This is a genomic window from Halorubrum luteum, assembly GCF_054652935.1.
The window spans coordinates 1117355-1138576 of sequence record NZ_BAAIGT010000002.1 but is presented as its reverse complement, the minus strand read 5'-3'; the positions used below and the strand labels follow the sequence as shown (position 1 = coordinate 1138576).

The window sequence follows — 21222 nt, the reverse complement described above, 5'->3', positions numbered from 1 at the left end:
GACCCACTGTCGAGCTACCGCGGACCCAGCGTTGAGCTACCGGTCGAGTCGGTCGGTGTCGATCTCCGTTCCCGGGGGCGTGATAATGAGGAAGCCACGAAAATGCATCAGTTCGCCGTCCATATCCTTTATTTCGCGAGCGAACCCGGCAGCGAGTTCGTTGAGATCGCCCTCGATCGACAGCACGAGCGTGTTGCCGTAGTCGACGGACCGTATCCACTCGTCGGGCTCCGTGGTGCCGTCGAGAACGCCGAGGACGACGTCGCCGCCTGCGGAGAACGCCTCGTCCATCTGCTCTTCGGCGTCACGGAGGTCGAGATCCCAATCACTCATACCGTGTGCGTCACCCCACGCCGGCAAAAGCGTTCGGTCGCGCGGAACGGAGCCGAAGCGATCGAACTCGACGACAACGAGCGGTCTCGACCGCGACCGTTTGCGGCGTCGACCCTCGACGTTCGGCGGCCGGAAACACTATTTTTCGCGCAGACATACGTGGGGTTGAAATGCCGGAATGTAGGAACTGCAGTTCGTTCGTTACGGAGCGGTACGTCAGAGTGTTCGCCCCTCCGGAGTACGAGACCGTTCGCGTCTGTCCGAACTGTGAGGATATGGTTCGTGACGGTGCCGGCGTTCGAAAAGCACGCTCGAAACGCGTCTGACGGCGGTTTCCACTTCACAATGCTTTCGCGTTCTCGGTGTCGTTAAGTGTGTCCTCGCCCAGTCACGAGCATGAAGCGAACGCGACGAGCCGTGCTTGCCGGCGCGACCGCCGTCGGCGTCGTCGGTGCGGCCGGTTGTCTCGACGACGACGCTCCGGACACCGGGGAGTACGACTGCGATACCGAGCCAGCGTCCCCCGATCTCGAGTACAGACCGGTGCTCGGCGATCCCGACTCCGACATCGTCGTGCAGGTGTTCGAGGATTTCACCTGCGGCGCCTGTGCCAACTTCAAACTCGATGAGTATCCGGCGATTCGCGACGCACACATCGACACCGAGCAGATCCGGTACGAGCACTGGGACTTCCCGATACCCGTCAACGAGGAGTGGGCAGTCCCGGTCGCCAGCGCCGCCCGCGGCGTCGGCGCTCGCGAGGGCGACGAGGCCTTCTCGGCTTTCGCGTCGGAGGTGTACAGACACCACGGAAGCTACAGCCTCGACGCGATCGGCACCGCTGCCGAGGCCGCAGGGGCCGATCCGTGTGCGGCGATCGCCGACGCCGAGGCACGGTCGTACGAGGAGGCACTGATGAGCGACCGAGAGGACGGCGTCTCGATCGGCATACAAGGGACCCCAACGGTGCTCGTCAACGGAGAGGTCGTGGACTCGAGCGCGGATGCGGTTGCGGATGCGGTCGACGCCGCGCAGCCGTAGCCCGACCGTCGCGTTTCCTATCGACCACGTCGGAACGCCGCGCTTTTCATCGACCGCCCCCGACATCGCCCGATGACACGGGCGACTCGTCGGGACCGTCGGGAGCGACGACGACTCGGACTCGTCGTTCTCGCAGTGTTGGTCTCGCAGGTGCTCCTGTATCCCGGCGTTCCGAATCTCGTCGTCGCGTTGGGTGCCCCGGCCGGGATCGACGCCGGCATGTGGTTTCTCGTCGCCGAGTTCGCGGCGTTTGTCGCCTTTGCCGTCGTGTGGGGGGTCCTGAGCGACGCGCTCGGCCGACGTGTCCCCCTCGTCGTTATCGGTGCGATCGGTGGGGGCGTTTCGTATCTTGCGCTCACCGCGGTGCCGGCACTGGGTGGCGGATTCGAGGCCGCGCTTCTCGTTCGGGTCGTCGGCGGAGCGTTCACTATCGGGGCGTTCTCGCTGGGGATCACGCTGCTGATGGATCTCGGCGGGGGACACGGTCGAAACATGGGTGCTGCCGGCGTCGCGATCGGTCTCGGTGCCGCAGCCGGCTCGGTGGTCGGCGGAGCGCTTGCCGATATCGACCCGTTTTATCCGGTCTACGCTGGCGCGGCCGTGTTGGGAACGGCCGCTTTGCTTGCGGCGACGGTCGACGATCGGATCGGCGGAGCCAGCGACGGTACCGATTCCGAGTCCGTCGGGTTTCGGGAGGTACTCGCTCGGATCCGCGATGCTCCGGCGCTTCTCGTTCCGTTCGCGTTCGGATTCGTCGACCGGCTGACGGCCGGGTTCTTCTCGCTCGTCGGCGTCTACTACTTTCAGGATCCTACCACGTTCGGACTCTCCGCGGCTGGCGCCGGTGCCACGCTGGCGCTGTTTTTCGTACCGTTCGCGGTGCTGCAGGCTCCCTTCGGAGCGCTTTCCGACCGCATCGGCCGGTTCTATCCGGTAGTCGGCGGCTCGCTGGCGTACGGGCTCGTCATCGTCGGCGTCGGATTCGCACCGGTGTACCCGGTCGCCGCTGCGCTGATGGTGCTGGTCGGAGTGTGCGGTGCGCTGGTCGCGCCGGCGACGATGGCGCTCGTCACCGACCTCGTTGACCCGGAGAGCCGAGGGGCGGCGATGGGTCTGTTCAACGTGTTCGGCTCGCTCGGCTTTCTCGCCGGCTTCCTCGTCGGTGGGGGCACGACCGAGGCGTTCGGCTACCGGCCGGCGTTTCTCGCAGTTGGCGGGATGGAGCTGCTGATCGCCGTAGCACTTTTACCCATCGTCTATCGGATCGCCCCGACGATCGATTCGATGAAGCAGTTCTCGACGGAGGAGACATAGGACGCAACGCTTGAGTCGGTGGGCCACGCAGCGCCACGCATGCGATTCAACCGTTCCGACGGCGTGTTCTGTCACGTCACCTCGCTGCCGGGCCCGCACGGGGTCGGCGATCTCGGCGACGGGGCGCGGGAGTTCCTCGCGTTTCTCGGCGATGCCGGCGTCGATCACTGGCAGGTTTGTCCGCTCGGACCGACGATCGGCGCGGTCGGCGACTCTCCGTATCAGTCGCCGTCGGCGTTCGCGGGGAATCCGCTCCTCATCAGCCTCGACCGACTCGTCGAAGACGGGCTCTTGCGCGATGCCGATCTCGCTCCGACGCCCGAGTTCTCCGACCACCGTGTCGACTACGACGCGGTCAAAACGTACAAGCGTCCGCTGCTCCGGACCGCATTCGAGCGGTTCGAGGAGGGTGCGGGTGAGCCGCGCCGGCCCGATTTCGAGGCGTTCAGAGACCGGGAGCCGTGGCTCGCCGACTACGCGCTGTTTCGAGCGCTCTCGGAGACCCGTCCGGAGGACGTCTGGACCGAGTGGCCGAAGCCGCTCCGTACGCGAGACCCCGACGCGCTTTCGGAGGCGCGAGAGGATCACGTTGCCGACGTCCGATATCACGAGTTCCTCCAGTGGACGTTCGACCGGCAGTGGAGCGAGCTGCGATCGGTCGCCGCCGACCACGGCGTGTCGATCGTCGGTGATATCCCCATCTACGTCGCGCTCGACTCGGCGGACGTCTGGGCGAACCCGGAGACGTTCCAGCTCGATGAGGAGAACCGTCCGACTGCGGTCGCCGGCGTTCCCCCGAACCCGGGGGACGAGGGGCAGCGGTGGGGGAACCCCGTGTACGACTGGGAGAGTCTCGCCGAGCGCGGGTACGACTGGTGGGTTTCGCGGCTTCGCCGACTCCTTGATCTCGCCGATGTGGCTCGTCTCGACCATTTCCTCGGATTCGTCCGTTACTGGGCGATTCCGGCGGACGCGGACCATCCCGGAGCCGGCGAGTGGCGAGACGGTCCCGGCCGGGAGCTGTTCGAGATAGTCGAACGCGAACTCGGCAAAGCTCCGTTCATCGCCGAGGATCTCGGGTTCGAGGACCGCCGGATGGACGAGATCCTCCGCGAGTTCGGCTTTCCCGGAATGCGCGTCCCGCAGTACGCCGACTGGTGTGAGAAGGGGAACCCGTATCAGCCGATGCATTACCCGGAATCGATCGTCGGATACACCTCGACGCACGACACGGACACGTGGATGGGATACTACGAGGACCTTCCGGAGCGCCAGCGGGACTGCCTCCACTACAACATCGGCGTTGACGACCCCGCCGACGTGGAGTGGGAGATCATCGACGCAGTGTGGGGATCCGAGGCCGTGATCGCGATGACGACGGTACAGGATCTTCTTGGGCTTGGTAGCGACGCCCGCTTCAACGAACCCGGCACGCTCGCCGGGAACTGGGACTGGCGCGTCACGAGCACCCAGCTCGATCCGGCGATCGCCGAGCGGCTCAACGAGATCGGCGAGTTCCACGTTCGGTGACCTGCCGCGGCCAGAACTGCCGCCCTTCGCGGATTGAAGTATCCGGGACGTGGATGCCCGGTATGGTAGATCCGACCTCCGATCTCGGAGAGGACGTTGACGAGCAGTCCGCGCCGCGCTGTGCAGCGTGTGGGGAGCCGGTGCTTGGACACGAGCGACGGACGGTGACGTGGGTGGACGGCGACCACGTCGAACACCGCCATTTCTGTGACGACGAGTGTCGCAACGAGTGGGACGACGAACGACCCACAGCAGCGTAGGTGAATCGATTGCGCACGCGATGCACGTCACTGCCGCGTCTCGGGAGGCTTTTTGACCCCAGAGGTGGTAGCGACACCCATGATATCACTCGACGAGGCCGTGACGGCCCGACTGGAGTCCCACGGTGAACGGTTCGAGGCCCTGATCGACCCGGATGCGGCGCTCGCGATGAAGCGTGGCGAGTTCGAGGGTAACCTCGAGGAGGTCATCGCGGCCGAGGACGTGTTCGAGAACGCCTCGCGCGGTGATCGTCCCGCCGAGGAGGATCTGGAGGCCGTGTTCGACACCACCGACCCGATGGAGATCATTCCACAAGTCGTCACGGGCGGCGAGATCCAGATCACGGCCGAGCAGCGCGAGGAGATGCAAGAGCGGAAGCATAACAAGCTCGTCAACACGATTACACGAAACGCAGTCAACCCACAGATGGACGATTCGCCGCACCCGCCCGAACGGATCGAGCGGGCGCTGGAGGAGGCCGGCTTCCAGGTCGACCCGATGGAACCCGTCGAGAATCAGGTCGACGAGGCGCTCGACGCGCTTCGTCCGGTGATTCCGATCCGGTTCGAGGAGGTAACGATGGCCGTCCAACTGCCGGCCGACTACGCCGGTCCCGGTCAGGCAAAGGTTCGCGAGTTCGGCGACCTCGAGCGCGAGGAGTGGCAAAACGACGGGTCGTGGGTCGGGGTGCTCACGTTCCCGGCCGGGTTGCAAAACGATCTGTACGACCTCGTCAACGAAGTCACGTCGGGTGAGGGGAACGTCCGCGTGATCAAGGACAAAGACGAGCTGAGTACGCGGTAGCCGGGAACGGGAGTCGCTTCAGCTACGCTTCGTCGAACAGCGTCTCGCCGTCGACCATCTGCTTCTCGACGGTATCCAGATCCAAGGTGACCCCGAGACCGGGTTTCTCCGGGATCTCGATGTAGCCGTCCTCGATGACGTCTTCCTCGACGAGTTCTTCCCACCAGTCGAGCTCGTAGGAGTGGTATTCGACGGCCAGTGAGTTCGGAATCGCCGCCCCGACGTGTGCGGCCGCCATCGTCGCAACGGGCGAGGAGACGTTGTGCATCGCGACCGGCGTGTAGTACTGGTTGGCGACGTCCGCGATTTTCCGCGTCTCGCGCATCCCGCCGACCTTCGGCAGATCGGGAGCGATGATGTCGACCGCCTGATTCTCGATGAGCCGGCGCTCCTCGGTGACACGATAGCGGTTCTCCCCGACAGCGATCGGCGTGACGGTGGATTTCGTCACCTCCTCCTGTACCTCGAGATTCTCCGGCGGAACGGGGTCCTCGAGCCACCAGACGTCGTACTCCTCGATCGCGTTCGCGAGGCGCTTTGCCGAGCCGCCCGAGAACGTCCAGTGACAGTCGAACGCGACGTCGGCGTCGTCCTTCACGCGCTCGGTCACCTGCTCGACGATCTCCGCCTTGTGGCGTATCTCACCGGGTCGGAGATGTCGGTTCGCGCGATCCTTCTCCAGTCCGCTCGGGACATCCAGATCGAACTTCAACGCATCGTACCCGAGCTCGTCGACGACGCGCTCGGCTTCGTCCGCACAGGCTTCGGGGTCCGCCTCCGCCTCGGTGTGACAGTCACAGTACACCCGCATCTCGTCGCGGTACTTCCCGCCGAGAAGCTGATAGGCGGGAACGTCGAGGATCTTCCCTACGAGATCGTGGAGCGCGACCTCGATGCCGGAGATAGCGGTGACCGTCACGCCCTCGACGGAGCCCTCGCCGGACATCTTCTGGATCAGGTGCTCGTACAGGCGGTCGATGTCGAGCGGGTTCTCGCCGACGACGAACGGTTTCATTCGCTCTATCAGCTCCGGGACGCCTGCGCCCCAGTACGCCTCGCCGGTACCGACGACGCCCGCATCGGTGTACACGCGCACGAGCGTCCACGGGAAGTTCCCATCGACCATCGTCGTCTGAACGTCCGTGATCTCGACGTTGCGTGTCCCGCCGCGCTCGTTGCGCACTCCCATCGTCTCGCTCGACAACTCGCGCATCGTATACTCCGCGTTCGGGTCGTGTAGCGACTCGTAGTTCCGGCTCATGGATTCATAATTAATTCGGACTACAGTAAACTTTTATATTCTTTGCGGATCCACCTTGGATCCGATCGAGAAACCGGAATCAAAACAGTCGAATCCACTGGCGACAGGGTTTTGCGAAATCGGCGTCGGCCAATCCGTAGCAACGAAATTGGTTCGTCCGCAGCTATCGACCCGGCTCGCGGTCGCTGTCACGTGAAAACAGTCGGCGCAGATGCGCCCGCGAAAAGAACGAGGATGGTCGGTCCATATGCACGCCGATCTCGCCGGACAGCGCCGAAAGACCGACCCGCTGTACCGACTCCGGAAGCGAATAGCAGCGACGGATCCACGCGCCGAGACGGATCTCCGTCGCGAGCCGGTCTCGCCAGCCATCCTCGTAGTCGGCGAGAGTCGATGGGCGACGCGGATCTATCGTTTCGGCGGCGACGTCCGCAGCCGTCATTCCGTAGAGGATCCCGCCGCCGGTAAACGGCTTCGTCTGTGCGGCGGCGTCGCCGATCAGAAAAACCCGGTCCGTCGTCACCGAGTCCGGTGGTCCGATCGGGATCGCTCCCGAACAGAATCGATTCGTTTGCACGTCGTACGCGTTCGTGAGCCGATCGAACAGGTCGGTCACGTCGTCGCTCGGGGGAGCCGCGAGCCCGTACTCCACGCCGGCTTCCGCGCGTGGGATCCGCCACGCGAAGAACGTTGGCGCAGTGAGATGGACATCGACGAAATCACCGCCGTCAACCGTCTCGTCGAACGCCAACACGCCGTGAAGCGTCTCCGCGGGCTCATCGAGGTCGACGGCTCGGCGAACACGTGACGTGGGGCCGTCGCATCCGGCGACCATGTGGGCGTCTATCGTCTCAGTCTCCCCATCGGCGACACTCACCTCCACGACGACCCGGTCCGATCGCTCGTCGATCCCGATGACCGTGTGTTGCTCTCGGACGTCGGCACCAGCGTCACGAGCGGCGTCCGCGAGCGTCCGGTCAAGCGCGACACGGTCGATCACGTTCGACACCGCCTCGGATTTATAAAACGGGTACGAGTGCGACTCCGGTCCGTCGATATGGAACCGAGCACCGAACACTCGATTCTGAAGCAGTCGCTCGCGAGCGCTCTCGGGGACATACTCCCAGACGTCAGTCGAGACGTGCCCCGAACAGGCCAGCGGCTCACCGACCGTTCCCTTCTCGAGGACGACGACGTCGTGACCGGCGGCCGCGGCCAGGCGGGCGAATCGCGATCCGGACGGACCGGCACCGACGACGACGAAGTCGTGCATACGCGTCACCAACGCGTCGGCGTATATAAACGTCTCACTCGACGTATCGGTCTCCTACCGGTCAACAAGCCAGTCGATCGCGTCGTCGATCTCCGTTTTCGGTGGCGAACAGACGGAGCCCTCACAGGCGTACACCGTCGGAGCGCCGTCATTCGCGCCTCGATCGGTCCAGATCGGGGGTGCCTCCGCGAGGTCAAGTCGGTTCAACCACTCTTCGAGTCCTTCGGAAGTCGGCGGACGAGGGGCGACGACTGCGCCCGGCAGGTACGTTTCGGCGAGCGTCTCAGTCCAGTCATTCGGAATCTCGTCGGCAGCGATCGTCAGCTCGATTCCGCCGGATTCGACACGCTCCGCGGCACGAACGAGCGACACGTGCTCCAACGGACTCGCACGAATACGGTTCGAGTGTGTCGCCAACACTGCCTGTGCGACCTCTCGGAATCGCCGGTCCGTTCGGAAGCCGTCGAGGACCGTCAGCGTCTCCACCGCGACGCCGAGACTCGACGGTGTCGATCGGTCGGTGAACTCCTGTGGACGTGCGAACAGGAACGCGTCGCCGGCTCCCGACCGTGCTTCCGGCGACCCCGAATCGAGGTCGCGCGTGAAGTATATCGTGCCGTCCTCGGCGTCGTAAAACGCCTCCAGCAGCTGTTCGGCCAGTTCGAGCGCGAACCCGAGCGGCTCCGGGTCGCCGGAGACGGTGTACACGTCGAACGCGACACAGACCGAGGAATCCGGAATGGTTCCCGCGCGACTCCGGCGGAAAGTACGTGCCGACGTAGAACGGCTTCCCATCCGGAGTACACCACGCGGAGAGCGGCCAGCCGCCCCCGCCAGTGACGAGCTGACAGACAGTCATGAACGTGCTGTCGACGTCCGGGCGCTCCTCCCGGTCCACCTTCACTGGCACGAACGACTCGTTGAGAACGGTCCCCACCGACTCGTCCGCGAAGCTCTCCTCCTCCATGACGTGACACCAGTGACAGGATGAGTAGCCGATCGAGACAAACACCGGGACATCGTGCTCGCGGGCGCGCTCGAACGCCTCGTCGTCCCACGGCTGCCAATGTAACACTGGATGCACGAACGTGTCCATTAATATCTCATCGGAAGGGAAGGTTTACACTAGCGTGCGTGTATCCGTCGACCGTATGACCGAGACCGTGCTTCTGGTCGGCGGCGGCGGACGCGAACACGCGATCGCCCGCGCGCTCGCCGACGACTGTACGCTGTACGCCTGTGCGAGCAACCGGAACCCGGGGATCCGCTCGCTCGTCGAGGAGTTCGTAGTCGTGGAGGAGACCGATGCGGACGGAATCGTCGCGGTCGCAGCGGAAGTCGACGCGGACCTAGCGGTGATCGGGCCGGAGTCGGCGCTTGCGGCAGGCGTCGCTGACGCGCTCGACGACGCGGGCGTGTACACGTTCGGACCGCAGGCTGCGGAGGCGCGGCTAGAGACGGACAAGGCGTACCAGCGACGATTCATGCACGAGGAGGGGATCCCCGGCTGTCCCGACTTTGAGACGTTCGACGACGCCGAGGCAGCCTGCGCATACATCGACGAGTACGACGGTGATCTCGCGGTGAAGCCCGCTGGACTCACGGGCGGAAAGGGCGTGAAGGTGATCGGCGACCAGGTGACTGCCGAGGAGGCGAAAACGTATCTGCGCGAGTCGGCGTACGATCGCATCGTCCTCGAGGAGCGGCTCGTCGGCGAGGAGTTCACGATCCAAGGGTTCGTCGCGGACGGCGATGTTCGGACGACGCCGGCAGTTCAGGACCACAAGCGCGCATACGAGGGAGACGAAGGGCCCAACACCGGCGGAATGGGGTCGTACTCCGACACCGGCCGCTCGCTGCCGTTCATGGCCGAGGGTGACTACGAGGCCGCGGTCGACGTTCTCGAAGCGGTCGTCGAGGCGCTTCCCGACTACAAGGGAATTCTCTACGGACAGTTCATGCTAACGGCCGACGGTCCGAAGGTCGTCGAGTTCAACGCGCGGTTCGGCGACCCGGAGGCGATGAACACGCTACCCGTGTTAGAGACGCCGCTCGTCGACGTGCTGACCGCTGCACGAGACGGCGATCGATTACCGGAGCTCGAGTTCTCCGGCGAAGCGACCGTCTGCAAGTACGCGGTGCCGGACGGCTATCCGACGGACCCGGACTCGGGGGCGCGGATCGCGGTCGACGAGTCGAGCGTGGGTGACGCGCTCCTGTTTTATGCAAGCGTGGACGAACGCGACGACGGACTGTACACCACGACATCACGGGCGTTCGCCGTCGTCGGACGCGGGGAGTCGATCGCGGCTGCCGAAACGCAGGCGGAGTCAGCACTGTCCGCGGCCGGCGACCGGGTACGGATACGTCACGATATCGGAACGGCCGAGCTCGTCGAGCGACGGATCGAGCACATGGCGGCGCTGCGCGAGTAAGACGAACACCGGACACCAGTCCCGGAGCAATGGCGAACAGGCGGTCTACGTCGGTCTCGCGGCGGGCGACCACACGCCGGCCTCGGCCGGCCGCGAGCGATTCGTCACGTCATGGCGGTGGTGGCCGCGGTACTGGATATAAACGTTCGTGGTGCGTTTATACCGAGCCGGCACGAAACCGTCCGTGTGACTGACGAACGCGACGCCGCCGAGAACTCCCGTCGTGATCGACTCGACCGGTATCCGACGCCGGGACCGCGGAACTCCCTCTGGTCGTGGCCCGACGCCAAATCGCCGCTCGTCGTGGCGGTGAACTACGTCGCCGTCGTGCTCGCGCGGATCTCGCCGAGCCTTCGGGTGAAAAACTGGCTGCTCAGACGGATCGGGGTGACGGTCGGAACGGGCGTTTCGTGGGGGTTGGAGTCGACACCCGACGTGTTCTGGCCCGAGCGGATCACCGTCGGAGACGACGCGATTATCGGTTACGACGCAACCCTGCTCTGTCACGAGTTCCTTCACGAGGAGTATCGGCTCGGAGACGTCGTCGTCGACGACCGTGCAATGATCGGTGCCGGCGCGATCGTGCTTCCAGGAGTGACGGTCGGCGCGGGAGCACGGGTCGCGGCCAACTCGCTCGTCGTCGAGGACGTACCGCCGAACACGACAGTCGCCGGCGTTCCGGCCGAGATCGTCAGCGAGCGTGCTGGTGCTGAAGAGGACGCATGACGGCGAGTGGGGAAACGGGCGAGATGAGCGGAGGAATGAAACCGATCGCGACGGCGACGACGAAGGGGCCGTACACGTGTGACGACGACTTCGATCCACAGCCGCAGGCGGGCCGGGAGGCGGCTATCAAACAACACTTATGCCGCTTGTCCGGCTTTCCGAGAGTATGAGCGAGACGGACGCGCAGGCCGACGTGACGGTCGTCCTCCCGGACGGTTCAGAGCTCTCCGTACCGGAGGGATCGACCGTCGAGGACGTCGCCTACGAGATCGGGCCGGGACTCGGCCGCGACACGGTCGCGGGGAAGATCGACGGCGAACTGGTCGAAAAGAAGGCGACGGTTTCCGACGGTGCGCGCGTGGAGATCGTCACCGACCAATCCGACGAGTATCTGCAGGTGCTCCGCCACTCGGCGGCGCACGTGTTCGCACAGGCGCTACAGCGGCGGCACCCGAACGCGACGCTCACCATCGGCCCGTACACCGACGATGGGTTCTACTACGACATCACCGACGTCGACCTCGACGAGGACGACCTCGAGGCGATCGAGGCCGAGATGGAGTCGATCATCGAAGCCGACTACGAGATCGAACGGGTCGTCCGGTCCCGCGAGGAGGCGCTGGATATATACGAGGACAACCGGTTCAAGCGGGAGATCCTCGACGAGGAGGCGTCCGGTCAGGAGGTCACCTTCTACCAACAGGACGACTGGCAAGACCTCTGTCAAGGTCCGCACGTCGAGTCGACCGGCGAGATCGGCGCGGCGACGCTGCTGGATATCTCGGCTGCCTACTGGCGCGGTGACGAGGACAACGAGACGCTCACACGCGTCTACGGGACGGCGTTCGACTCCGAGTCGGATCTCGAGGAGTATCTCGATCTGCGCGAGCAGGCCAAGCAGCGGGATCACCGGAAGATCGGACAGGAGATGAACCTCTTTTCGATCCCCACGGTGACGGGACCTGGACTTCCACTCTATCATCCGCCGGGGAAGACCGTCCTCCGAGAGCTGTCCGAGTTCGCGAACCGGCTCAATCGTGAGCACGGCTACGAAGAGGTCGAGACGCCGCACGTGTTCCGGACGGAGCTGTGGCGGAAATCCGGCCACTACGAAAACTACAAGGACGACATGTTCCTCCTCGAGGTCAACGACGAGGAGTACGGCCTCAAACCGATGAACTGTCCGGGTCACGCGACGATATTCGACCAACAGTCGTGGTCATATCGAGACCTTCCGAAGCGGTACTTCGAGAACGGGAAGGTGTATCGAAAAGAACAGCGCGGCGAACTGTCCGGACTCTCGCGGGTCTGGTCGTTCACCATCGACGACGGGCATCTGTTCGTCCGCCCCGACCAGATTCGCCAGGAGATCGAATCGGTCATCGAGATGATCTTCGAGGTCGTCGAGACGCTGGACCTCGAGGTCGATGTCGCGCTCGCGACTCGACCCGAGAAATCAGTCGGCGGAGACGAAATCTGGGAGTCGGCCGAGGCCCAGCTCCGCGAAGTGCTCGAATCCGGCGGCTACGACTACGACATCGAACCCGGGGATGGTGCGTTCTACGGCCCGAAGATCGACTTCGGATTCGAGGACGCGCTCGGTCGGGTGTGGGACGGACCGACCGTCCAGCTGGATTTCAACATGCCCGATCGATTCGACCTGACGTACACCGGCGAGGACAACGAGGAGCACCAGCCGGTGATGATCCATCGGGCGCTGTACGGAAGCTACGAGCGCTTCTTCATGGTGTTGATCGAGCATTTCGACGGCAACTTCCCGCTGTGGCTCGCGCCCGAACAGGTCCGGATCCTCCCGGTGTCTGACGAGACGCTCGGCTACGCCCACCGGGTGAAGAACGCGCTCGCCGACGAGGGGTTCCGCGTGGAGGTGGAGGACCGGGACTGGACCGTCGGTCGCAAGATCCGCCAAGGCCACGACGATCGACTCCCGTACATGGTGATCGTCGGTGACGAGGAGGAGGCGGCCGGCACCGTGTCCGTCCGTGACCGCTTCGAGAACCAGCAGGGCGATGTCGACCTCGACGCGTTCGTCGAGCATCTCGTGGACGAGCGTGATACGAAGCGCACGGAACCCGACTTTATCGACGAGTAGCTCGCGAGAGGTGTCGTACCGTCGGTACTACGCGCAAGATCGCAGGCCGTCCACGTTGGGTCGCCGAACCCGTTCGCGCAACCGTCGATAGCGACACGGCACGATGTCCGCAGTGCCGGCGCTCACCACCCGGAGAACCCACCCTCCACGAGGGTTTCTGCTTGGTGACCGATGTACTCGCGTTGCATACCGTGGACGGCCTCCTCGAACGATTCGCCACCCGCAACCCGCGAGCGAACTCGGCCGCGCTTCCAGCTGGCGGGCGTCGTTCGCGTCTCCACGCGCCAGCGGAGCGGGGCGAGCCACGACTCCGCCTCCGATTCGGAGCAGCCGGCCGTCCGGAGCCCCGCGGCGGCGTGATCGAGGAGGTCGTCGTAGATGGCGGCCGTCGCGTGCGTTCGCTCCCCATCGTGGCCGATCCATTCGAGGTCGGCGTCGATCCCGTCCGCGACCGCTCGATAGAAGTTGTCGCGGGCGACCGCCCAGTCGAGCCCGATGACTGGATGTTCTCGTCTCGGAAGCTCCTCCATCAGTCCCGCGAACGCGGCCTGAAACGCGATCGAGTCGCGCACCGTCGGCTGGGCCGCGATCGGGCGGAACTCGATCCGGGCGTTCGCGCTCGACCGGCTTGCCCCCTCGAACACCGGCCTGACCCATCGCCAGTACGTCCCATGTTTCGTTCGGAACGTGGCGAACGCGTCGTCGAACCGGTCGCTTCCCCCCACGTCGGGCATCGGAATGATCGTCGCGTCACCCGCGATCCGGTCGATCGCCGTCGACACGTCGTGGACGTCTCGCGGGAAGCGGACCTTGTCGTCATCGGTCCGAGCGTTCAACACCGATTCGAACACGTGAATCCGGTTTTCGCGTGCACCTTCGGCGAGGACGCGTTCGGCGTCCCACTCGTCGTCGTACAACTCGGGCGGAAAGAACGGCGAGTTGACGCCGAGCGCTAGCAGGGGGCCGGCGATCCGGAGCGCGTAACGGAAGTACTGTGGGAGCATCTCCGCTTGCGCAACCTGGTAGTGCGGCTGGACCGAGGTGATGAGGCTCTCGGGCATCACCGTGTCCGCCGACAGCGACACGCCCGGAGCCGTCAACTCGACCTCGCCTGATCCCTCCGTTTGCGTGTTCGTCATCGCGTGATACCGGACGGCCCGGCTCATGTTGACGGCGACCGTGATGCCGTTCATCTCGACGCTTTCGGTGAGGTAGCCGTGAGCGGTCTCGCCTGCGGGCGGGATCGTCCAGAGCCCGTCCGAAACCAGTCGCATTCCCTCGACGGCCGCGGTGTTCTCGGCAGCCTCCAGCCGTGCACGGACCTCCGCGAGCTGTGCACGCAGCCCGTGGTCCGACAGTGGTTGTGGACTCGTCGACATCTCGGCGTTGTGTAAACCGAGCTCCTTCTCGAACCCCATTAGCTCCAGCAGTCGACGCGGAACGCGCATCAGCGCGTACTCGCCCGCCCTGGACTCCTCGCTCCACCGACCGTCGGCGACCGCGTAGAACTCGTACTCGAAGCCGACGATCGACTGGTGGTTGTCGAACGCACCGTCGCGAACGTGCTGTTTGACGAGCTCCGCCTCCTCCTGTGCGCGCGCAGCGAACGCGTCCGGGTCGACGTCGAGTGCCTCTCGAACGCCGGCCGCGAGGTCCGGATCCGTGCTCATTGGCGGTTCGACGGCACCGCGTGTTAAAAAGGGCGGCGACCGAACACCCGAATTGCGGGGCCAACGAGGTAGCTCGGCCACACTCACTTCGACGCTGTCGGGTCCGGCTCGCGCGTCGGCTACTCGCTCTCGGTGACGCGCTCCCGGTGTGACAGCTGTTCACGATGGAGCGTGAGAATCATATCCGCGAGGAATCCGAAGATCAGCAGCTGGATCCCGAGGATCGTCGCGCCGACGGCACCGACGGCGATGATCTCGTGGCCGACCTCGTAAACGACCCAGCGGTAAACCACGAACGCCGCCATCGCGAGACCGGTACCCGTCGAGAGCGCGCCGATGGAGCCGAAGTAGAACAACGGATTGTTCGTTTTCGCCTTTCGGTACAGCTCCAGAAAGATGACGCCGCCATCCCGAACCGGATGGAGATTCGTCGCCGAGCCGTCCGGACGCGGCCGATAGGTGATCGGGACGACTCGAACGGTCACCCGGTTTTTCACGCACTCGACCGCGAGCTCAGTTTCTATCCCGAAGCCATCGGCAGTGAGGTTCAGGCGTAGGAACGACTCCCGAGTGAACGCGCGATACCCCGAGAGAATGTCGCGGTATTGCTCGCCGTGAATCGTGCGGAACGTGAGATTGATGAGGCGATTACCGATCCTGTTCAATCGTGTCATGGCGCCCGGTCGCATGTCCGCAAACCGGTTTCCGATGACGTGTTCCGCGTCGCCGTCGAGAAGCGGATCGAGCATCGCGTCCGCGTCCGACGCGTCGTACGTGGCGTCGGCGTCCGCCATCAACACGTACGGCTCGTCGATATGGTCGCGAACCGCCTCCCGGACTGCTTGCCCTTTCCCTCGTCCCGACTGTCGAACGACCCGAGCCCCGGCCTCCCGCGCGATCTCACGAGTTCCGTCGCCGGACCCGCCGTCGACGACGAGGACGTTCGAGAAGCCGGCTTCACGGAACTCGCTGACGACATCACCCACCGTCGTCGCCTCGTCCATCGTCGGGAGGAGAACGCAGACGTCGTCGTACTCGCTCATTAGCGGGTCGTGTCCGCGCGGTCGCTAAACTCTATCCCTCCACGGCGTCGATCCCACTATATCTTGACCGGACTCCGTCACCGACGCCGGTACTCTCATGTGGGACACCGATGAACGTGTTACCATGCCACAGCTCACCGAGACCGAGCAGGAGGAACTGCTCAGCGCCACGCGGACGGCAGTCGGCGACGAGCTCCGAAGTCTCACCTACTTCACGGAATCGGACGTCGAACAGCTCTATCTTCGTAGCGACCTGGATCGAACCGCGGACCTCGTTGGCTTCGCGGAAAGCGAGCGCCACGGATTCCACGCGCAGGCGCTGTACGCGGACACACAGCTCGGCGACTACCAGTTCACGGTCCGCGTGTTCGAGAACGGCTACCTCACGCGCGTTATCGCGAACGGTCACGGGGTCTGGGTAACCACCGACTCGATGGAGGTGGACCGGTTCGAGGAGCTTGCGAGCGCGCTCGCGTCACTGCTGCGGTCGTTCGATCCGGACTGACGGACCGTTCGATCCGGACTGCTGGACGCGGGATGCCGTGGCCCGTCCCCTCAGTCGTCGGCAGCGGTCGATCCGTCGACATCCGTTGGGTGGTCCGTTCCGCCGTCAGTCGTCGCTTTGGCGTCCTCGATGCTCGGCGGGTACACGCCGCGTTCGAGCCGTAGATCCGACTGTGGTCGTGCCATGCAGGTCAGCGCATACGATTCCGACTCCTCGTCCGTGAGGCCGCGGGCAGCCGGCTGCGTCACGTCGCCGTCGACGATCTCGGCGGAACAGGCGAGACACATCCCGACACGGCAGGAGTACTCCTGGGCGATTCCCTCGTCGATACACGCCGAGAGGATCGTCTCCGTGTCCGACACCTCGATCCTGTCGCCGCTGCCGACGAACTCGACGGTGTACTCTGTCATGGAGCGGAGTTCCGCTCGGCTACTCAAAAGCGTTCCCCTCGGCGACGCACAAACTCGTTCTCACGGCTGTTCGAGGACGGCTGGTTGGCAACGTCGACGCCCATCGGAACGACTAATCCCTCGCCGACCGCTGTCGGAAACAATGTCTGTAAAAGCAACCGCGCGAGCCCACCCGATCCAGGGGCTCGTGAAGTATCACGGGATGCGAGACGAGGAGCTTCGACTCCCGTATCACGACAGCATCAGCCTCTGTACGGCACCGACCGCGACGACGACGACCGTCGAGTGGGAGCCCGACGCGACCGAGAACACGTACGTCATCGGCGGCGAGACTGTCGACGGTCGCGCGGCCGAACGGATCGACGCCGTCGTCGACCACGTCCGAGAGCTGGCTGGGTTCGACCACGCGGTGCGGCTCGAGAGCGAGAACTCCTTCCCGTCGAACATCGGCTTCGGCTCCTCGTCGTCCGGGTTCGCAGCCGCGGCGCTCGCGCTGACGGAGGCGGCCGGCCTCGATCGCTCCCTTCCGGAGGTCTCGACGATCGCTCGACGCGGCTCCTCGTCGGCCGCCCGTGCGGTCACCGGCGCGTACTCGGTGCTCGAAACCGGACTCAACGACGCTGACTGTCGGTCGTATCGACTTGACGTCGGCGAGGGTGATGACGGGTTCGACCCGGAAGAAGACCTCCGGATCGTCGCCGCACACGTACCGGCGTACAAAGAGACCGAGGAGGCGCATCGCGAGGCCGCAGCGAGCCACATGATGCAGGCGCGGACGGCACACGTCCAAGACCAGCTCGTCGAGATGCGGGACGCGCTTCGTGCGGGTTCATTCGGCCGGATCTTCGAGCTCGCGGAGCACGACTCGTTATCGCTGACGGCGACGACGATGACCGGACCGGCAGGTTGGGTGTACTGGCAGCCGGAGACGATCGCCGTGTTCAACGCCGTTCGGGAGCTTCGCGAGGATGGGGTCCCGGTGTACTTCTCGACCGACACCGGCGCGTCAGTGTACGTTAACACCCGCGTCGACTACGTCGACACCGTCGAATCGCGGATCGCCGAGATCGGGATCGACACCGACGTCTGGCGCGTCGGTGGTCCCGCACGCGTCCTCGACGACTCCGACGCGCTCTTTTAAACTCTCCAGCGAGGGGAGACGAAAATCGACCGCCGACGCGCTCCCTACAGAAGCTTTTCGACGTGGTCGGCGACCTCTTCGGGCGTGTTGCCCACGGGAACGCCGGCGTCGTTCAGCGCGTCGATCTTCGACTGTGCGGTTCCGGTTCCCGACCCGGAGACGATGGCCCCCGCGTGTCCCATCCGCTTGCCCGGTGGGGCCGTCCGGCCCGCGATGAATCCGGCGACGGGAGTGTCCATGTGTTCGCCGATGTACGCCGCGGCCTGTTCTTCGTCCTCGCCGCCGATCTCGCCGCACATCACGACGGCCTCGGTCTCCTCGTCGGCCTCGAACGCCTCCAGCGCGTCGATGAACGAGGTGCCGATGATCGGGTCGCCCCCGATACCGATCGCGGTCGTCTGGCCGATGCCGCGCTCTGTGAGGTTGTCGACGACCTGGTAGGTGAGCGTCCCCGAGCGGGAGACGAGCCCGACGTTCCCGTCGGCGAAGATGTCGCCGGGCAGAATACCGAGTTTCGCCTCGCCGGGCGTGATGATGCCGGGACAGTTCGGACCGATGAGGCGGGTGTCGACCTCGGAGAGTCGCTTGTTCACCTTCGCCATATCCTGCGTCGGGATCCCCTCGGTGATCGCGACCGCGAGGTCGACGTCCGTATCGAGCGCCTCGAAGATCGCGTCGCCCGCGAACGCCGGCGGCACGAAGATGACGGAGGCGTTCGCCTCCTCCGCCTCGACGGCCTCGTCGACCGTGTCGTACACGGGGACGCCAGCGGCCTCCTGACCGCCCTTGCCGGGCACCGCGCCGGCGACGACGTTCGTACCGTACTCGATCATCTGTTCGGCGTGGAACTTCCCTTCCCCGCCGGTGATCCCCTGGACCACCACTCGGGTGTCGTCGTCGACGAATACGCTCATTGTGTCACCTCCTCGGCGTCAGCCACCGCACGCTGGACGGCCGCCTCCAGCGTCTTCTCGACCGCCAGCAGGTCCGTGTTCAGTATCTCCATACCCTCCTCGGCGTTCGTGCCCGCGAGGCGCACGACGACCGGTTTGGGGAGCTCCTCGAAGTCGGCGAGCGCCTCGTTTATTCCCTTCGCGACCTCGTCCCCGCGGGTGATCCCGCCGAAGATGTTGAACACGACGCTGTCGACGTTCGGGTCCGAGAACACCATATCGAGCGCGTTCGTGACGCGCTCGGCTTTTGCGCCGCCGCCGATGTCCAGGAAGTTTGCGGGTGCGCCGCCGTAGTGGTCGACGAGATCGAGCGTCGTCATCACGAGGCCCGCGCCGTTGCCGATGATGCCGACGTTCCCCGAGAGTCGGACGTAATCGAACCCGTACTCCCCGGCCTTGCGTTCGAGGTCGTCCTCGAACGTGGACTCCTCGAGTTCGGCGAGATCGGGCTGGCGGAACAGCGCGTCCTCGTCGATGTTCATCACGGCGTCCGCGGCGACCACGTCGCGCTCGTTCGTGACCATCACGGGGTTCACCTCGATCTCCGAGGCGTCGTTCGATTCGTACAGCTCGTACAGCGTGGAGACGATCGACGCGACGTCGCCCGCAACGTCGGCGTCGACGCCCGCGTCGTACACGACTTTCCGGGCCTGATACGGGTGAAGCCCGAACGCGGGATCGACGTGTTCACGCGCGATCGCGTCCGGCGTCTCGGCTGCGACCTCCTCGATGTCGACGCCACCTTCCGTCGACACCATCAGGACGGGTCGTCCCTCGCCGCGGTCCATCGTGACACCGACGTACAGCTCGTCGACGAAGTCGACGCCGGCCTCGACGAGCACCGTGTCGACGGTGTACCCCTTGAGATCCATGCCGATGATCTCCTCGGCGTACCGTGCGGCCTCGTCGCGGTCGGTCGCGATCTTGATCCCGCCGGCCTTCCCGCGTCCGCCGACGTGCACCTGTGCTTTGATCGCCGCCGGGTAGCCGATCTCCTCGACCGCGTCGAGCACCTCGTCGACGCTCGTCGCGAGTCGGGAGTCGGGTACCGGGATCCCCGCATCGGCGAAGATGCCTTTCGCCTGATGTTCGTGAAGTTTCATCCACGTGCAACGCCGTCCGTGGATGGCTTAAATCCTGAACATTCGTCCCGGAGACGTGTTCACACGCCAACACACGGCACACAAGGGCATACGATGGTCCACACCAGCCATATATAAGGGATGTTCACTCCTCGGGTGACCACTCCCCGCCGACGCGGTCGACTCCCATCATGTTCGTTCCCTCGTGTTCCGTGAACACGACCTTCAGGTTCGCTTCGGGGACGTCGTACGTTTCGGCGACGTGCTCCATGACGCCGAGCGCGAACGCCCGTTTGCGATCGAGCGAGCGTCCCTGGCGGATCTCCGCGTCCAGAAACAGCAACGGCCCGTCGACCATCCGACCGATATGTAAGCTCCCGGTGCCGTGATCGCGGATCGTGACGGCGACGTGGCCGGCCGTCGTGGCCATCTCCTCGGTGTACAGGTCCGTGACGTGCTCCGCGAGCGCCGTCTTCTCGCTTGCCGACAAAGACAGCGTCGTGTCGAACTGTAACAGTGGCACGACCGAACACTCACGCGCCGCTGTGTTAGCATCTGTGGTGCAGGGGCCTAGCTCCTTTTCCTCACTTTTCTAGTAGGGTTCGAACGTGGTCCGTGTGCTTCTCGTCGACGAGCTCCCGAATCGCGTCGACGTCGCGCTCGCCGTTCACGTTCACGAGGTACGTTGCTCCGTCCCGGTCGCCGTAGGAGCCGTGGAAGTCGTAGACGAAGCCGTACACGTCGGCATCGGCCGCCTCCGCGGTGTTGCCGGCGAACGCCACCTGCTCGTGGACGTTGTGCTCCACGAGCGGGTCGTGAATCTCGCCGGCCGGCGCATCGGCATCGATCGAGGGATGTTCGAGCCCGGACTCGACGATCGGCACGAGCTCCTCGACGTCGGCGCGGACGCCGGGCTCGGCGGGATACGTTCCCGTTCTCGCAGCCTGGATCGCCGCGCCGACCGCCCCACAGCCGGTGTGTCCGACGACGGCGAGGACGTCGGTGTCGGCGTGGCCGAGCGGGTAGGCGACGCTTCCGTCGAGCACGGGAGTACCGTCGACGATGTCTCGGACCCGGTTCCCGATGTTGCCCGCGGTGAACAGGAATCCGGGACGGTCGGCGGCCCACATTCCTTCCTGTGAGACTCGTGAATCCGAACAGCAGACGGAGACGACGGGAGGACGCTGACCATCTCGGCAGTCGCCGAACGCGTCCGCGGGAAGTGACGCGACGTGCTCATCGTTGCGCACGAGCAGTTCCTCGAGCAGTCGAGTGACCATACCGACGCTCCTCGCGAAGGATATTAAAGGGGATCAAAATGCGACGG

At 64.9% G+C, this 21222-nt stretch carries 20 protein-coding genes and 2 pseudogenes; 11 read left to right on the top strand and 11 right to left on the bottom strand.

All coding sequences use genetic code 11. The annotated features are described in order from the left end of the window. Positions 1-45 precede the first annotated feature (45 nt). Positions 46-333 (bottom strand): annotated as a pseudogene (locus ACYQ0R_RS05700) (DUF5779 family protein); the annotation flags it as partial. Between the two features lie 170 nt (positions 334-503). Between ACYQ0R_RS05700 and ACYQ0R_RS05695 the strand changes: the two are divergent. The 6 genes from ACYQ0R_RS05695 (at position 504) to ACYQ0R_RS05670 (ending at position 5283) form a co-directional block, all read left to right on the top strand. After that, complete coding sequence (locus ACYQ0R_RS05695) at positions 504-659, top strand: DUF7563 family protein (RefSeq protein WP_459821509.1); 156 nt, start codon at positions 504-506, stop codon at positions 657-659. 70 nt (positions 660-729) lie between these two features. Continuing rightward, positions 730-1374, top strand: coding sequence for a DsbA family protein (locus ACYQ0R_RS05690; protein ID WP_459821507.1), 645 nt, complete (start codon positions 730-732; stop codon positions 1372-1374). A 72-nt stretch (positions 1375-1446) separates the two neighbouring features. Beyond that, on the top strand, positions 1447-2688 hold the full coding sequence (locus ACYQ0R_RS05685) for an MFS transporter (protein WP_459821505.1): 1242 nt from the start codon (positions 1447-1449) through the stop codon (positions 2686-2688). 39 nt (positions 2689-2727) lie between these two features. After that, positions 2728-4218: a 4-alpha-glucanotransferase gene (gene malQ / locus ACYQ0R_RS05680; protein ID WP_459821503.1), complete on the top strand. Its 1491-nt coding sequence runs from the start codon at positions 2728-2730 to the stop codon at positions 4216-4218. Between the two features lie 62 nt (positions 4219-4280). After that, positions 4281-4478: a DUF7576 family protein gene (locus ACYQ0R_RS05675; protein WP_459821501.1), complete on the top strand. Its 198-nt coding sequence runs from the start codon at positions 4281-4283 to the stop codon at positions 4476-4478. Between the two features lie 79 nt (positions 4479-4557). Next, positions 4558-5283, top strand: coding sequence for a ribosome assembly factor SBDS (locus ACYQ0R_RS05670; protein WP_459821499.1), 726 nt, complete (start codon positions 4558-4560; stop codon positions 5281-5283). Between the two features lie 22 nt (positions 5284-5305). Here the strand turns inward: ACYQ0R_RS05670 and ACYQ0R_RS05665 are convergent, their stop codons facing one another. The 3 genes and pseudogenes from ACYQ0R_RS05665 to ACYQ0R_RS05655 all read right to left on the bottom strand — a co-directional run bounded on the left by ACYQ0R_RS05665 (position 5306) and on the right by ACYQ0R_RS05655 (position 8913). Then, complete coding sequence (locus ACYQ0R_RS05665; protein ID WP_459821497.1) at positions 5306-6544, bottom strand: mandelate racemase/muconate lactonizing enzyme family protein; 1239 nt, start codon at positions 6542-6544, stop codon at positions 5306-5308. A 163-nt stretch (positions 6545-6707) separates the two neighbouring features. Then, positions 6708-7817 (bottom strand): geranylgeranyl reductase family protein, encoded by a 1110-nt coding sequence (locus tag ACYQ0R_RS05660; RefSeq protein WP_459821495.1) that lies wholly within the window; start codon positions 7815-7817, stop codon positions 6708-6710. 54 nt (positions 7818-7871) lie between these two features. Further along, positions 7872-8913 (bottom strand): annotated as a pseudogene (locus ACYQ0R_RS05655) (DUF255 domain-containing protein). 55 nt (positions 8914-8968) lie between these two features. Here ACYQ0R_RS05655 and purD point away from each other — a divergent pair. From purD to thrS, 3 genes are all read left to right on the top strand, one after another. Further along, positions 8969-10252 (top strand): phosphoribosylamine--glycine ligase, encoded by a 1284-nt coding sequence (gene purD, locus ACYQ0R_RS05650; RefSeq protein WP_459821493.1) that lies wholly within the window; start codon positions 8969-8971, stop codon positions 10250-10252. Positions 10253-10438: 186 nt separating this feature from the next. Continuing rightward, complete coding sequence (locus ACYQ0R_RS05645; protein ID WP_459821491.1) at positions 10439-10978, top strand: acyltransferase; 540 nt, start codon at positions 10439-10441, stop codon at positions 10976-10978. Positions 10979-11117: 139 nt separating this feature from the next. Further along, positions 11118-13091 (top strand): threonine--tRNA ligase, encoded by a 1974-nt coding sequence (gene thrS / locus ACYQ0R_RS05640; protein WP_459821489.1) that lies wholly within the window; start codon positions 11118-11120, stop codon positions 13089-13091. A 122-nt stretch (positions 13092-13213) separates the two neighbouring features. On the opposite strand, the gene ACYQ0R_RS05635 is transcribed toward thrS, so the two are convergent. Continuing rightward, positions 13214-14761 (bottom strand): glutamate-cysteine ligase family protein, encoded by a 1548-nt coding sequence (locus ACYQ0R_RS05635; RefSeq protein WP_459821487.1) that lies wholly within the window; start codon positions 14759-14761, stop codon positions 13214-13216. A gap of 119 nt (positions 14762-14880) precedes the next feature. Continuing rightward, entirely contained in the window at positions 14881-15804 is a 924-nt protein-coding gene (aglJ, locus tag ACYQ0R_RS05630) for an S-layer glycoprotein N-glycosyltransferase AglJ (protein ID WP_459821485.1), read from the bottom strand. Between the two features lie 124 nt (positions 15805-15928). On the opposite strand from aglJ, the gene ACYQ0R_RS05625 reads away from it, so the two are divergent. Then, entirely contained in the window at positions 15929-16309 is a 381-nt protein-coding gene (locus ACYQ0R_RS05625; RefSeq protein WP_459821484.1) for a DUF7522 family protein, read from the top strand. Between the two features lie 50 nt (positions 16310-16359). Here the strand turns inward: ACYQ0R_RS05625 and ACYQ0R_RS05620 are convergent, their stop codons facing one another. Further along, positions 16360-16719 (bottom strand): 2Fe-2S iron-sulfur cluster-binding protein, encoded by a 360-nt coding sequence (locus ACYQ0R_RS05620; RefSeq protein WP_459821482.1) that lies wholly within the window; start codon positions 16717-16719, stop codon positions 16360-16362. A 142-nt stretch (positions 16720-16861) separates the two neighbouring features. Here ACYQ0R_RS05620 and mvaD point away from each other — a divergent pair, with 142 nt between their 5' ends. Beyond that, complete coding sequence (gene mvaD / locus ACYQ0R_RS05615) at positions 16862-17860, top strand: phosphomevalonate decarboxylase MvaD (protein WP_459821480.1); 999 nt, start codon at positions 16862-16864, stop codon at positions 17858-17860. 44 nt (positions 17861-17904) lie between these two features. Here mvaD and sucD read toward each other — a convergent pair whose 3' ends face one another. From sucD to ACYQ0R_RS05595, 4 genes are all read right to left on the bottom strand, one after another. Then, positions 17905-18774 carry a succinate--CoA ligase subunit alpha gene (gene sucD, locus ACYQ0R_RS05610; protein WP_459821478.1) on the bottom strand — a complete coding sequence of 290 codons (870 nt, stop codon included), beginning with the start codon at positions 18772-18774 and terminating at the stop codon, positions 17905-17907. After that, on the bottom strand, positions 18771-19916 hold the full coding sequence (sucC, locus tag ACYQ0R_RS05605; protein ID WP_459821476.1) for an ADP-forming succinate--CoA ligase subunit beta: 1146 nt from the start codon (positions 19914-19916) through the stop codon (positions 18771-18773). Before sucC ends, sucD begins: the two co-directional genes overlap by 4 nt. 124 nt (positions 19917-20040) lie before the next feature. Next, entirely contained in the window at positions 20041-20418 is a 378-nt protein-coding gene (locus ACYQ0R_RS05600; protein ID WP_459821474.1) for a tautomerase family protein, read from the bottom strand. Positions 20419-20479: 61 nt separating this feature from the next. Further along, entirely contained in the window at positions 20480-21175 is a 696-nt protein-coding gene (locus ACYQ0R_RS05595; protein WP_459821472.1) for a carbonic anhydrase, read from the bottom strand. Positions 21176-21222 lie beyond the last annotated feature (47 nt).